The 12,923-nt window shown below is 73.6% G+C and carries 8 protein-coding genes; 4 read left to right on the forward strand and 4 right to left on the reverse strand.

Features of this window, described 5'->3' with window-relative positions; genetic code table 11:
• Positions 1 to 159: 159 nt before the first annotated feature.
• Positions 160 to 1,209, reverse strand: coding sequence for an ABC transporter permease (locus ACFV8H_RS05495; protein WP_380396701.1), 1,050 nt, complete (start codon positions 1,207 to 1,209; stop codon positions 160 to 162).
• Positions 1,210 to 1,508: 299 nt separating this feature from the next.
• Here ACFV8H_RS05495 and ACFV8H_RS05500 point away from each other — a divergent pair, with 299 nt between their 5' ends.
• A complete protein-coding gene (locus tag ACFV8H_RS05500; RefSeq protein ID WP_375893033.1) occupies positions 1,509 to 3,065 on the forward strand; it encodes an MDR family MFS transporter in 1,557 nt (518 codons plus the stop codon).
• Between the two features lie 93 nt (positions 3,066 to 3,158).
• On the opposite strand, the gene ACFV8H_RS05505 is transcribed toward ACFV8H_RS05500, so the two are convergent.
• A complete protein-coding gene (locus tag ACFV8H_RS05505) occupies positions 3,159 to 3,407 on the reverse strand; it encodes a hypothetical protein (protein WP_360233519.1) in 249 nt (82 codons plus the stop codon).
• 26 nt (positions 3,408 to 3,433) lie between these two features.
• Positions 3,434 to 4,615 (reverse strand): anion permease, encoded by a 1,182-nt coding sequence (locus ACFV8H_RS05510; protein WP_380396703.1) that lies wholly within the window; start codon positions 4,613 to 4,615, stop codon positions 3,434 to 3,436.
• A 424-nt stretch (positions 4,616 to 5,039) separates the two neighbouring features.
• Between ACFV8H_RS05510 and ACFV8H_RS05515 the strand changes: the two genes are divergently transcribed.
• On the forward strand, positions 5,040 to 6,548 hold the full coding sequence (locus ACFV8H_RS05515; protein ID WP_380396705.1) for an NlpC/P60 family protein: 1,509 nt from the start codon (positions 5,040 to 5,042) through the stop codon (positions 6,546 to 6,548).
• An 84-nt stretch (positions 6,549 to 6,632) separates the two neighbouring features.
• On the opposite strand, the gene ACFV8H_RS05520 is transcribed toward ACFV8H_RS05515, so the two are convergent.
• The gene (locus ACFV8H_RS05520; protein WP_380396707.1) at positions 6,633 to 8,918 is read right to left on the reverse strand and encodes an FdhF/YdeP family oxidoreductase; all 2,286 of its coding nucleotides are present in this window, start codon (positions 8,916 to 8,918) and stop codon (positions 6,633 to 6,635) included.
• A 151-nt stretch (positions 8,919 to 9,069) separates the two neighbouring features.
• Between ACFV8H_RS05520 and ACFV8H_RS05525 the strand changes: the two genes are divergently transcribed.
• Both ACFV8H_RS05525 and ACFV8H_RS05530 read left to right on the forward strand, forming a co-directional pair.
• Positions 9,070 to 10,929, forward strand: coding sequence for a protein kinase (locus tag ACFV8H_RS05525; RefSeq protein WP_380396709.1), 1,860 nt, complete (start codon positions 9,070 to 9,072; stop codon positions 10,927 to 10,929).
• Positions 10,930 to 10,999: 70 nt separating this feature from the next.
• On the forward strand, positions 11,000 to 12,886 hold the full coding sequence (locus ACFV8H_RS05530) for a protein kinase (RefSeq protein ID WP_380396711.1): 1,887 nt from the start codon (positions 11,000 to 11,002) through the stop codon (positions 12,884 to 12,886).
• The last annotated feature ends 37 nt before the right edge of the window (positions 12,887 to 12,923 follow it).

Consider the following 12,923-nt stretch of genomic DNA (forward strand, 5'->3'; position numbering starts at 1 on the left):
ATATGCGCCTGGTGGGGGGGGGGGGGGGGGGGGCGGTGCGCCCGTCCGGCGCCCCCCGGGGCCCGCCCCGGGGGGGCTGCGCCCCGCCCCCGCTGGCGCGCCGGGCCCCCCCGCCGCGAGCGCGGCGCGGGGCCCGGTGGTACGCGGGGGAGTGGTGGCTCAGGCCGCGGCGGGGGCCTCGGCGTCGAGCTCGCGCCCGGCCTCGCGCGGGGTGCGCAGGACGGCCAGGAAGGCGACGGCGATGCCGACCAGCGCCCAGACCACCAGGACCAGGATCGGCATGCCCAGGTTGGTGGAGCCGAAGTAGGCGATCGACTTGGTGGCGCTGGTGCCGGCGCCGTTGGGGATCAGCGAGCCGATCGCCCGCCAGAACGGCGGCATCATCGGGGCCGGGTAGACGCCGCCGGCGCTCGGGTTGCCGAGCACCACGAAGACCAGCACCGCGAGGCCGATGCCGATGATGCCGAACAGGCACTGCAGGGCCATGGTGAAGGCGCCGACGGTGAACACCACCAGGGCGCCGATGGCGGTCAGCGACAGGATCGAGCCGGGCATCGCGTCCAGCACCGGCCCGGCGATGAGCGTGCCGCCGAGGCCGGCGCCGACCGAGTACAGCGCGAGGACGCCGAGGCGGATCAGCAGGCGGTGGAGGTTGGCCGGCTTGGAGCCGGCGCTGATGCCGAGGATGGAGGCGACCAGGTAGCCGCCGACGCACCAGCCGATGACCAGGTAGAAGGCGGTCAGGCCGTTGGTGTCGCCCTTGGCGAGCGGCACGACGTCCTCGACCTTGACGGTGCGGCCCTGGGACTTGTCCAGCGCGGTGGAGATGCTCTCGGCGGCCTTGGCGGCCGAGGTGCCGCGGGCGCCGGCGGTCAGCAGGGTGTCCTCGGTGCCGGTCGGGTTCACGACCAGCGCGGCGTAGATCTTCTGGTCCTTGATCTGCTGGGTCGCCGTCTCGGCGTCCGGTGCGGTGACCGGCTTGACCGCCTCGTCCGGCACCGACTCCAGGGCCTGGACCAGCTTGGGCGTGACCTGCGGCGGGGCGACCACCGCGATCGACAGCTTGTGCGGGGCCGGGTGGTGCAGCGCCCCGACGTACGAGGTGATGAACCCGAGCTGCAGCAGCAGCACGCCGATCACCAGCAGTGCCGCACGCGGTGTGACCGCGCCCTTCAGTTCGGCGACGAATCCCTGCCCCGGGGCGGTCATCCACATCTCCTTGCGTATCGGCGGAAAACGGATACTTAATACCATGAACTAACTGGCTTGTCCTACCTCCCGCGCCGGTTCTCGGCCACCGCCGGCGGGCGGTGCCGATGCCGTGACGGGCGGGGAACGCCTGGTGGCGGCGGAGGGTCGGGGCGGGGCGGGGCCAGGCGGGGCCGCGCGAGAGTGGCGGAACTCTCATGTCGGACGGGGCTTTACTTGGACTTGAAGAAGGTTGCCTTACTCAACTATCGGTCGTATGGTTGCTTAAGGCAACGAATTTTCCCGCGCGAAGGACCCAGATGACCGTGACCGCCCAGGCCTCGACCGGAGCCGCAGCCGCCGTCGACGACGACCGCCCGATGACCCACCGGCAGGTGATGGAGGCGCTGTCCGGCCTGCTGCTCGGCCTGTTCGTGGCCGTGCTCTCGTCGACCGTCGTCTCCAACGCCCTGCCGCACATCCTCACCGACCTGCACGGCGGCCAGTCCGCCTACACCTGGGTGATCACCGCGGCCCTGCTCACGCTGACCGCCTCCACCCCGATCTGGGGCAAGCTCTCCGACCTGGCCAGCAAGAAGCTGCTGCTCCAGATCGCCCTGCTGATCTACATCGCCACCTCCGCGCTGGCCGGCCTCTCGCAGAACACCGGCGAACTGATCGCCTGCCGCGCCCTCCAGGGCATCGGCGCCGGCGGCGTCGTCGCGCTCGGCCAGATCTGCCTGGCCGCGATGGTCCCGCCGCGCGAGCGCGGCCGGTACAGCGGCTACTTCGGCGCGGTGTTCGCCCTCGCCACCATCGGCGGCCCGCTGATCGGCGGCGTCATCGTCGACACCTCCTGGCTCGGCTGGCGCTGGTGCTTCTACGTCGGCATCCCGTTCGCGCTGGCCGCGATCCTGGTGGTGCAGCGCACCCTCAAGCTGCCGGTGGTCAAGCGCCCGGCGAAGATCGACTACCTGGGCGCGCTGGTCATCACCGGCGCCGTCAGCCTGCTGATGATCTGGATCACGCTGGCCGGCACCAACTACCCGTGGCTGTCCTGGCAGACCGCGGCCATGGTCGGCGGCGGCCTGCTGCTGGCCGCGCTGGCCGTCGTGGTCGAGCGCCGCGCCGCCGAGCCGGTCATCCCGCCGTCGCTGTTCAAGTACCGCACCGTCACCCTGGCCGCGATCGCGAGCGTGCTGGTCGGCGTCGGGATGTACGGCGCGACCACCTTCCTCAGCCAGTACTTCCAGCTGGCCCGGGACAAGTCCCCGACGACGGCCGGCCTGATGACGCTGCCGATGATCATCGGCCTGGCGGTCTCCTCCGCGGTGGCCGGCCGGCTGATCACCAAGTACGGCAAGTGGAAGGCCTACCTGGTCGCCGGCACCGCGCTGCTCGCGATCGGCTTCGGCCTGCTCGGCACCGCCCGGGCCGACACCGACTACGGGCTGCTCTCCCTCTACATGGCGCTCACCGGCATCGGCCTCGGCCTGACCAGCCAGAACCTGGTGCTCGCGGTGCAGAACACGGTGCCCCGGCACGAGCTCGGCGCGGCCAGCTCCGTCGTCACCTTCTTCCGCACCATGGGCGGCGCGATGGGCGTCTCCGCGCTGGGCGCGCTGATGTCCAACAAGGTCGGCCACTACCTGGCCGAGAACCTCGCCGCGGCGCACATCCCGGCCGGTGCCGCGGCCTCCGGCGGCGGCATCCCGGACCTGGCGAAGCTGCCGGCCCCGATCCTGCCGCTGGTCACCGACGCCTTCGGCCACGGCGTCGGCACGGTCTTCCTGTGGGCCGCGCCCTTCGCGGCGCTGGCCTTCGTCACCGTGCTGTTCATCCGGGAGACCGCGCTGCGGACCACCCAGGAGAGCTGACCGGGGACGGGGAACGCGCGGGCGCGAACGCCGACGGGCCGGGGAGAGTCGAACTCTCCCCGGCCCGTCGGCGTTGCTCGGTGCCGTGACGCCTTACGGCGCCGCGATCAGCACCAGGCCGTAGACCACGGCGCAGGCGCAGAGCGCGAAGCAGGCGTACGCGCCGGCCAGCAGGGCCGGCTTGCCGCCGCCGGCCGCCTGACCGCCCGCCTCACGGGAGCTCAGCGCGGCCTCCCGGCGGGACAGCGCCAGGATGCCGAGGGCGAAGACGGCGACCACGGCGACGGTGACGCCGAAGCTGATGCCGGCGGTCTGGGCCAGGGCGTTCCACTTGATGTGCATGGTGAAGGCTCCTCGATCGACGGCGCTCAGGCCGCGACCGTGGTCGAGGCGGGGGTGGGGACGGCGGTGGCCGGGGTGGTGGCGACCTCGACCGGGGTGACCTCGGGGACGTCGTTGACGTTGTCCGCGCCGACCGGCTGGCGGCGGGAGATCATCCACATCGTGGCCGAACCGGCCACCAGCACGGCACCGACCAGGGCGACGCCCCAGGCGCCCTGGCGGGCCAGCGCGGCGGCCCCGCCGGCGACCAGGCCGGCGGCCGGCAGGGTCAGGCCCCAGGTGTAGACCATGCGGCGGACCAGGCTCCAGCGCAGCTCCGGCTTCGGGCCGCCGAGGCCGGCGCCCATGATGCCGCCGGTGCAGACCTGGGTGGTGGAGAGGCCGAAGCCCATGTGCGAGGAGGTCAGGATGACGGTGGAGACGGCCGACTCGGAGGCGAAGCCCTGCAGCGGCTTGATGTCCGCCAGGCCCTTGCCCATCGAGCGGATGATCCGCCAGCCGCCCATGTAGGTGCCGAGCGCGATCGCGGCGCCCGCCGAGACGATCACCCAGGTGGGGGGCAGCGCGCCGTGCGGCAGGGCGCCGACCGAGACCAGGGTCAGGGTGATGATGCCCATCGTCTTCTGGGCGTCGTTGGTGCCGTGCGCCAGCGAGATCAGCGAGGAGGAGAAGATCTGGCCGGTCTTGAAGCCCTTGTCGGTCGCGGCGCCGTTGCCCTTGCGGGTGATCGCGTAGGCCAGCTTGGTGGCGCCCCAGGAGGCGAGGCCGGCGACCAGGGGGGAGGCGACCGCCGGGATGATGATCTTGGTGATCACGGTGTCGAAGTTGACGCCGTTCATCCCGACGCCGACGATCGTGGCGCCGATCAGGCCGCCGTACAGGGCGTGCGAGGAGCTGGACGGCAGGCCGCGCAGCCAGGTCAGCAGGTTCCAGAGGATCGCGCCCGCCAGGGCGGCGAAGATCACCTCGGGGTGGATGCCGGCCTTCTCGTTGACGATGCCACCGGAGATGGTGGTGGCGACCTTCACCGACAGGAACGCGCCTGCGAAGTTCAGCAGGGCCGCGATGGTGACCGCGACCTTCGGACGAAGGGCCCCGGTCGCGATCGCGGTGGCGGACGCGTTGGCGGTGTCGTGGAACCCGTTGGTGAAGTCGAAGGCGAGCGCCGTGATGATCACAACGGCTACCAGGAACGAGATGTGTTCCATACCCAAACAATCGTCGTAGTTGTCGCACGGACGTTGATGACGTCGCGACCGTAGGTCTGTTGGGTAAACGGAAGGTGAACTGAGCCGGGAATCGTGGTTCCGCTGGTGGCCCACCGGTGTCCGGGAGCTTTCAGAGGGGTGACCTGGGCCGCGCTGAGCTGGACATTAGCGGAGAACGTCCTGTTTCGCCCCTGTTTGCTGAGACCTGTCTCACAACTGCCGTGCGGATCAACAGATCAATCGAGAATTAACCTCCTGGTCCGCGTGCGCCCTGTTTCCGGCGAGTAACCCGTGGGAGGATCTGCGGGATCGTCCCCGGGGAGCCCGCGGACGGCGCCACCGGGGCAGGGCAGGGCAAGGGCGGGGAGGACCACCCATGGGCGGGGCTGCACAGCGCACGGAGACGTCAGGAGTGCGCCCCTGGGTGCGGGCCGCCCTGAGGTGCGGAGTCGTCCTCGCGGCCGCCGCCCTCGCGCTGCCGGTCGCCGCCCAGGCCGCGTACGCCGCACCCGACCCGGGCGCCGGCATCGCCGTCGCGCCCGGAGCCGACCCGCTGGCCGCGGCCAAGGCCACCCTCGGCCCGCTGCTCGACCAGCTGCACGGGCTCTACCAGAGCGCCGAGGCCGCCACCGAGCAGTACAACGGCGCGGTCGCCAAGGTCACCGAGCAGCAGACCACGCTCACCGACCTCCAGGGCAAGCTCGACAAGCAGCAGAAGCAGGTCGACGCCGGGACGGACATCGCCTCCCAGCTCGCCGCCGCCCAGTACCGCAACGGCGCCTCCTCCGCCTACGCCGAGCTGCTGCTCTCCAAGGACCCGTACGAGGCCGTCACCATCGCCGAACTGCTCGCCGCGGCCAGCCGCTCGCAGTCCGAGTTCCTGGACAAGCTGAAGGCCGACCGGGACGCGCTCGACGGCTTGAAGAAGCAGACCGAGGAAGCCCTCAAGACCTCGCAGGCGCTGGTCGTCCAGCAGGACGCCGCCAAGGCCAAGGTCACGGCCGACCTCGCCTCGGTCGAACAGCTGGTCTCCTCGCTCACCGGCGCCCAGCGCACCGAACTCGAACAGCTGGAGAAGGCCAAGGCCGACGAGGCCCAGCTCGCCTTCCTCGCCTCGGGCGCCCTCGGCAAGGGCGAACGCACCCCCTCGCTGGCCGGCCGCGGCGCCGTCGCCTTCGCGCTCGCCCAGCTCGGCAAGCCGTACCTGTGGGGCGGCACCGGCCCGGACTCCTACGACTGCTCCGGCCTCACCTCGCAGGCCTGGCTGCACGCCGGGAAGCCGATCCCGCGCACCAGCCAGGAGCAGTGGGCGCAGCTGCCGCACGTCCCGCTGAACCAGCTGCGGCCCGGCGACCTGGTGGTCTACTTCCAGGACGCCTCGCACGTCGCGATGTACATCGGCGGCGGACTCGTCGTCCAGGCGCCCCGGCCGGGTGCGTTCATCAAGGTCTCGCCGGTCGGCTCGATGGCGATCCTCGGCGCCGTCCGCCCCGACCCGGACGGCGCGTCCGACGACGCCGGCGGCGCCTGGAAGGTGCCGGACCTGCCCAAGGGCTGGGACACCGTCACCCCGATCGCGCCGAGCCCGGCCAACCAGACCCCGGCCCCGCCGGCCCCCGGCGGCACCCCGGCCACGCCCACCCCGGGCGGCACCGGCACGCCGACCGGGACGCCGTCCGGCACCGGCACCCCGACCCAGACGCCGACCGACCCGGGCACGCCGACCGGGACGCCCACCGGCACCCCGACCCAGACGCCGACGGGCACCCCGACCCAGACGCCGAGCGACAAGCCCACCCAGACCCCGACGGGCACCCCGACCGGCACCGGGACGCCCTCCGGCACCGGCAGCCCGAGCGGCACCGGCTCGGCGAGCGCCCCCGCGCCGGGCAGCCCCAGCGCGACGCTGCCGCTGGGCGGCCTGCTGCACTGACCGCGTACGGCTCGGCACGGAGGAGGCCGCCCCGCGTCCCAGGACGCCGGGCGGCCTCCCCCGTGCCGGGCCGGGGGAAGGGCCCTACCCGGCCGCGCCGGTGTCGGGCTCGAAGCGGATCACCACGGCCTTGGAGGTCGGGGTGTTGCTGATGTCGGCCGTGGAGTCGAGCGGCACCAGCACGTTGGTCTCGGGGTAGTAGGCCGCCGCGCCGCCGCGGGCGACGGGGTAGTGGACGACCCGGAAGTGCGGGGCGCGGCGTTCGGTGCCGTCCGTCCACTCGCTGACCAGGTCGACGTACCGGCCCTCGGCGAGGTCGAGTTCGGCGGCGTCCGCCGGGTTGACCAGGACGACGCGGCGGCCGCCCTTGATCCCGCGGTAGCGGTCGTCCAGGCCGTAGATCGTGGTGTTGTACTGGTCGTGCGAGCGCAGGGTCTGCAGCAGCAGTCGGCCCGGCGGGACCTCGGGGGCGGTCAGCGGGTTGACCGTGAAGTTGGCCTTCCCGGTGGCGGTGGGGAAGGTGCGGGTGTCCCGGGGGCCGTGCGGGAGGGTGAAGCCGCCGGGGCGGCGGACCTTCTCGTTGAAGTCCTCGAAGCCCGGCACCACCCGGGCGATCCGGGTGCGCAGGGTGTCGTAGTCGGTCGCGAAGTCCTCCCACGGCAGGGTGTCCCGCGGGCCGAGGACGGCGCGGGCGAGGCGGCAGACGATCGCCGTCTCGGAGAGCAGTCCCGGCGCGGGCGGGCGCAGTCCGCCGCGCGAGGAGTGGACCTGGCCCATCGAGTCCTCGACGCTGACGAACTGGGCGCCGGCGGCGGTGACGTCCCGGTCGGTGCGGCCCAGGGTGGGCAGGATCAGGGCGCGGGCGCCGGTGACCACGTGCGAGCGGTTGAGCTTGGTGGAGACGTGGACGGTCAGCCGGCAGCGGCGCATCGCGGCCTCGGTGACCTCGGTGTCCGGGGTCGCGGCGACGAAGTTGCCGCCCATCGCGAAGAACACCTTGACCTTGCCGTCGCGCATCGCGCGGATGGTGTCCACCGAGTCGAGGCCGTGCGCGCGCGGCGGCTCGAAGCCGAACTCGTTCTCCAGCGCGTCGAGGAAGGCCTTGGCGGGCCGCTCGAAGATGCCCATGGTGCGGTCGCCCTGGACGTTGCTGTGCCCGCGCACCGGGCAGACCCCGGCGCCGGGGCGGCCCACGTTGCCGCGCAGCAGCAGGAAGTTGACCACCTCGCGGATGGTCGGCACCGCGTGCTTGTGCTGGGTGAGGCCCATCGCCCAGCAGACGATGATCTTCTTCGAGGCCAGCACCAGCCGGCCGAGCTCCTCGATCTGCTCCCAGGGCAGACCGGTCGCCGCGAGCACCTCGTCGCGGTCCGTCTTCCCGGCCTGCTCCTCGAACTCCTCGAAACCGTGGCAGTGTTCGGCGACGAAGGCGCGGTCGACGCCGTCCGCCTCCAGGATCATCCGGTTGAGCGCGCGGAACAGCGCCAGGTCGCCGCCGAGGCGGATCTGCAGGAAGAGGTCGGTCAGCTTGGTGCCGTGGCCGACCAGGCCGCGGGCGTTCTGCGGGTTCTTGAACCGCTCCAGGCCCGCCTCCGGCAGCGGGTTGACGCTCACCACGGTGGCGCCGGCCCGCTTGGCGCGCTCCAGCGCGGAGAGCATCCGGGGGTGGTTGGTGCCCGGGTTCTGGCCGGCCACGATGATCAGGTCGGCCTGGTAGAGGTCCTTGAGGCCGACGCTGCCCTTGCCGACGCCGAGCGTCTCGGTCAGCGCCGAACCGGACGACTCGTGGCACATGTTGGAGCAGTCCGGCAGGTTGTTGGTGCCGAGTCGGCGGGCGAACAGCTGGTACGCGAAGGCGGCCTCGTTGCTGGTGCGGCCGGAGGTGTAGAAGGCGGCGCCGTCCGGGGTGTCCAGGGCGCGCAGCTCCTCGGCGATCAGCGCGAAGGCGTCGTCCCAGGAGACCGGGGTGTAGTGGGTGGCGCCCTCCTCCAGCAGCATCGGCTCGGTGAGCCGGCCCTGCTGGCCCAGCCAGTAGCCGGAGCGGTCGGCCAGGTCGGCGACCGGGTGGGCGGCGAAGAACTCGGCCCGGATTCGGCGCTCGGTGGCCTCCTCGGCGACGGCCTTGGCGCCGTTCTCGCAGAACTCGGCGGTGTGCGTCTTCCCCGGCTCCGGCCAGGCGCAGCCGGGGCAGTCGAAGCCGTCCGGCTGGTTGACCTTGCGCAGGGTGGCGAGGGTGCGCCGGGCGCCCATCTGCTCGGCGGCCATCCGCAGGCTGTGACCGACGGCGGGCAGGCCGGCGGCCGCGTGCTGGGGCGCGGACACCTCGGGGGCGTCCTGCGCCGGGTCGCTCTGCGGGGCCTGCTTGGCCATGACTGCGCTCCTCGGGCTGTACGGGTGGAGCCGTCGCACCGTCGCGGGCTCTCCGTCCATCCTTCCACCTGGGCCGTCGGGTGGGGAGGGCCGTCGGGTGGGGAGGGCCGTCGGTAGAGTCTGGGCGTCACCACGGGAGGGGGAGGGGCGCGTGCGAGTCGGGGACGTTCTGGACGGCCGGTACGAGCTGCAGGAGAAGCTCGGCCAGGGCGGGTTCGGAGTGGTCTGGCGGGCCCAGGACACCCGGATGCGGCGGCCGGTGGCGGTCAAGGTCATCGGGCACCACGGCGGCGACCGGGCGAAGGCCGCACTGCGCTTCGTCCGGGAGGCCTGCGCGGCCGGGAACCTCTCGCACCCGCACATCGTCACCGTGCACGACCTGGGGCAGAGCGAACTCGGCGACCAGCAGGTCACCTTCCTGGTGATGGAGCTGCTCACCGGCCGCACCCTGACCGAGGTGCTCCGGGCCGGACCGCCCGAGCCCGCGCTCAGCCTGCGCTGGGGGCGGGAGATCTGCGGGGCCCTGGCGGCCGCGCACGACGCGGGCATGGTGCACCGGGACATCAAGCCGGACAACGTGATGATCACCGACGCCGGGCACCTCAAGGTGCTGGACTTCGGCATCGCCCAGCTGGACACCGGCGCCGGCGGGCTGACCACCACCGGCACGATCGTCGGCAGCCCCGCCTACATGGCGCCGGAGCGCTGGACCGGCGGCCGGGTGGACGGGCGGGCGGACCTCTACGCGCTGGGCTGCGTCCTGGTCGAACTCTTCACCGGGGCACGGCCGTTCGGCGGGGACTCGACGCCGGTGCTGATGTACCAGCACCTCAACGAGCCGCCCCCGGCGCTCGACCCGGCCCGGTTCGGGCTGCCGCCGCAGGTGGCCGGGCTGGTCGCGGAGCTGCTGGCGAAGGAGCCGGCGGAGCGGCCGGCCGATGCCCGTACGGTCGAGCGGCGGCTCGCCGAGCTGGCCATGCCTGCTGTACCCGTCGCCCCTGCCGTGCCTGCTGCCCCTGCTGCCCCTGCTGTGCCCGCTGCTCCGGCCGTGCCACCCGCGCCGCCCGCGGTGCCGCCGGTCGTACCGCCGGCGCCTTCGGTGCCTTCGGTGCCTTCGCCGCCTTCGGTGCCGCCCGCGGCTCCCGCGGTTCCCGCGGCGCCCTCCGTGCTGTCCCCGCTGACCACCCCGCCGGTGGTCGCGACCCCCGCGTCCGGGGACGCCGTCCGGGCCGGGCTGCGCGAGCGCCGGGCGGCCGCGTACCGGGCCGCGACGGCGGGCGAGTCGGCGATCCTGCTGCAGGCGGTCGCCCAGGAGAGCGTCACCGCGCTCGGCGCGGCCGACCGGGACACCCTGGGCGCCTGGCGGGACTTCACCTGGTACCTCAGCCGGACCGGGGACCTGGACGGCGCGATCCGGCTGCTCTCCAGCGTGGTGGCCGACATGCGCTCCGCGCTCGGCCCGACCGACCCGGACACCCTCGGCGCCCGCTACCACCTCGCCTGGTGCATCGGCGAGAGCGGTTTGGCGGTCACCGCGGTCCGGCTGCTGCGCGAACTGCTGCCCGACCTGGCCGCGGTCTGGGGCCCGCAGGACGGCCGGGTCCTCAAGGCCCGGCACGACCTCGCCGTCCACCAGGCCAACCGGGGCGACCTCCAGGGCGCGGTGGTGCAGTTGCACGCGCTGCTGCCCGAGCTGGCCCGGGCCCTGGGCGACCACCACCCAAGCACCGTCCAGGCCTGGCAGGACCTGGCCGGCTACCAGCAGCGGCTCGCGCAGTCCGGCCGCAAGGGCGGCGGCCACCGCCGCCGGGCGCCGCGGATGAGCCCGATCGAGGCCCTGGTGCTGGTCCGGCGGCTGCGGGTGTGGGACTTCGGCACCGACCAGGAGGCGGCCGCCTGCGTCGACGCGCTGGAGCGGGGCATCGGCCTCAAGGGCGTCGCGGACCTGGTGTTCGCGGCGCCGGACCACGTCTCGGACGAGGACGTGGTGGAGGAGATCTTCGGTCCCTGAGGGCGGGGCGGGACGCTGCCCGGGCCGCTCGCTAGAGTCGGTGGGTACACAGCCGATGGGGGGAGGGCAGGTGCGGGTCGGTGACGTCCTCGACGACCGGTACGAGCTCCAGGAGAAGCTCGGCCAGGGCGGGTTCGGGGTGGTCTGGCGGGCTCAGGACACCCGGGTCGGGCGGCCGGTGGCGGTCAAGGTCATCCGGCACGACGACGGCGACCAGGCGAAGGCCGCGCTGCGGTTCGCCCGGGAGGCCTCGGCGGCGGGCAACCTGTCGCACCCGCACATCGTCACGGTGCACGACCTCGGCCATGGCGAGGCCGACGAGCAGCAGGTCACCTACCTGGTGATGGAGTTGCTCACCGGCCGTACCCTGACCCAGGTGATCCGGGAGGGCCGGCCGGATCCGCAGGTGGGCCTGCGCTGGGCCCGGCAGATCTGCGAGGCGCTGGCGGCCGCGCACGACGCGGGGATGGTCCACCGGGACATCAAGCCCGACAACGTGATGATCACCGAGGACGGCCTGCCCAAGGTGCTGGACTTCGGCATCGCCCAACTGGACGTCGGGGCCAGCGGGTTGACCACCGTCGGAACGGTGATCGGCAGCCCGCCGTACATGGCGCCGGAGCGGTGGACCGGCGGCCGGGTGGACGGGCGGGCGGACCTCTACGCGCTGGGCTGCGTCCTGGTCGAACTCTTCACCGGGAAGCGGCTGTTCACCGGTGACTCGACGCCGGTGCTGATGTACCAGCACCTCAACGAGCCGCCCCCGGCGGTGGATCCGGTGAAGTACGGTCTGCCGCGCGGGCTCCCCGAGCTGTTGGGCCGGTTGCTGGCGAAGGACCCGGCGGAGCGGCCGGCCGACGCCCGGACGGTCGCCCGGTGCTTCGCGGACCTGGCGGAGGGCCGGGAGTTGCCGCCGACGGCGGCACCGGTCGACCGGGTCGGGTCGGAAGCGGCTGCCCTGGGACCGGCTGCCCCGGACCCGACTGTCCCGGAACCGGCCGTCCCGGAACCGGCCGCCCCGAAAGCGGCGCCGGTGAAGCGGCCCGCGCCCGTCCGACGGCGTGCTCCGGCCCGGGAGCCGAGGCTCCGGCCGGTGGGGCGGCCCGCGCTGCTGTACCCGGCGCCCCGGCAGATCGGGCGCCCCGTCGAACCGCCCGTGCCGGTCCAGGATGCGGCGGTCGTCCGGGCCCGGCTGGAGCGGGTCGTACGGGCGGTGCGGGACGAGCGTCCCGCGCTGGCCGCGCACCAGCTGCGACCGGTGGTGGAGGCCGCCGTACGGGCGCTCGGCGGGGCCGATCCGGAGGTGGTCGCCGCCCGGCGGGACCTCGCGTGGTACCTGGGCCGGTCCGGCCGCCCGGCCGATGGGGTCCGGCAACTGGAGGGCCTGATCGAGGACTTGACCTCGGCGTCCGGGCCGATCGATCCCGTCACCCTGGACGCGCGGTACGCGCTGACCGCACTGGTCCGGGAGAGCGGCCGCCCGGTCACCGCGATCCGGCTGCTGACCGCGCTGCTGCCCGCACTGAGGTCGGCCCAGGGCCCGCGCGGTCCGCTCGTCCTCCAGGCCGGGTCCGACCTCGCGGCCTGCCAGGCCGGGCGGGGCGACTTCGCGGGCGCGGTGGCCCGGCTGGAGGAGCTGCTGCCCCAGCTGGTCGAGGCCTTCGGCCCGACCGACCGGCGGTGCACCCAGGCCCGGCTGGACCTGGCGGAGTACCGGCAGCGGGCCCGGTCCCACCGTGGGCCGAACCGGCTCGCCCGGGCCTGGCGGGCGCGGATCGACCGCGACCGGGTGCTGGGGCTGGTCGGGTGGATCCGGAAGGCCGGCCAGGAGCCCGTCCCGGAGCTGGTCCGCGAGCTGGAGCGCGGGACGGGGGTCAAGGGTGCCGGGGAACGGGTGATCGCCGCGCCGCCCTTCGTCACGGACGAGGACCTGGTGGCGGAGATCCTCGGCCCCTGAACCCCTGAACCCCTGAACCCCTGAACCCCTGAACCCC

The organism is Kitasatospora sp. NPDC059827 (assembly GCF_042731675.1).
GTDB lineage: Bacteria > Actinomycetota > Actinomycetes > Streptomycetales > Streptomycetaceae > Kitasatospora.

Coding starts and splice junctions, on each gene's coding strand:
- ACFV8H_RS05495 (WP_380396701.1), bottom strand. CDS start 1,209: ATGACCGCCCCGGGGCAGGGATTCGTCGCCGAACTGAAGGGCGCGGTC.
- ACFV8H_RS05500 (WP_375893033.1), top strand. CDS start 1,509: ATGACCGTGACCGCCCAGGCCTCGACCGGAGCCGCAGCCGCCGTCGAC.
- ACFV8H_RS05505 (WP_360233519.1), bottom strand. CDS start 3,407: ATGCACATCAAGTGGAACGCCCTGGCCCAGACCGCCGGCATCAGCTTC.
- ACFV8H_RS05510 (WP_380396703.1), bottom strand. CDS start 4,615: ATGGAACACATCTCGTTCCTGGTAGCCGTTGTGATCATCACGGCGCTC.
- ACFV8H_RS05520 (WP_380396707.1), bottom strand. CDS start 8,918: ATGGCCAAGCAGGCCCCGCAGAGCGACCCGGCGCAGGACGCCCCCGAG.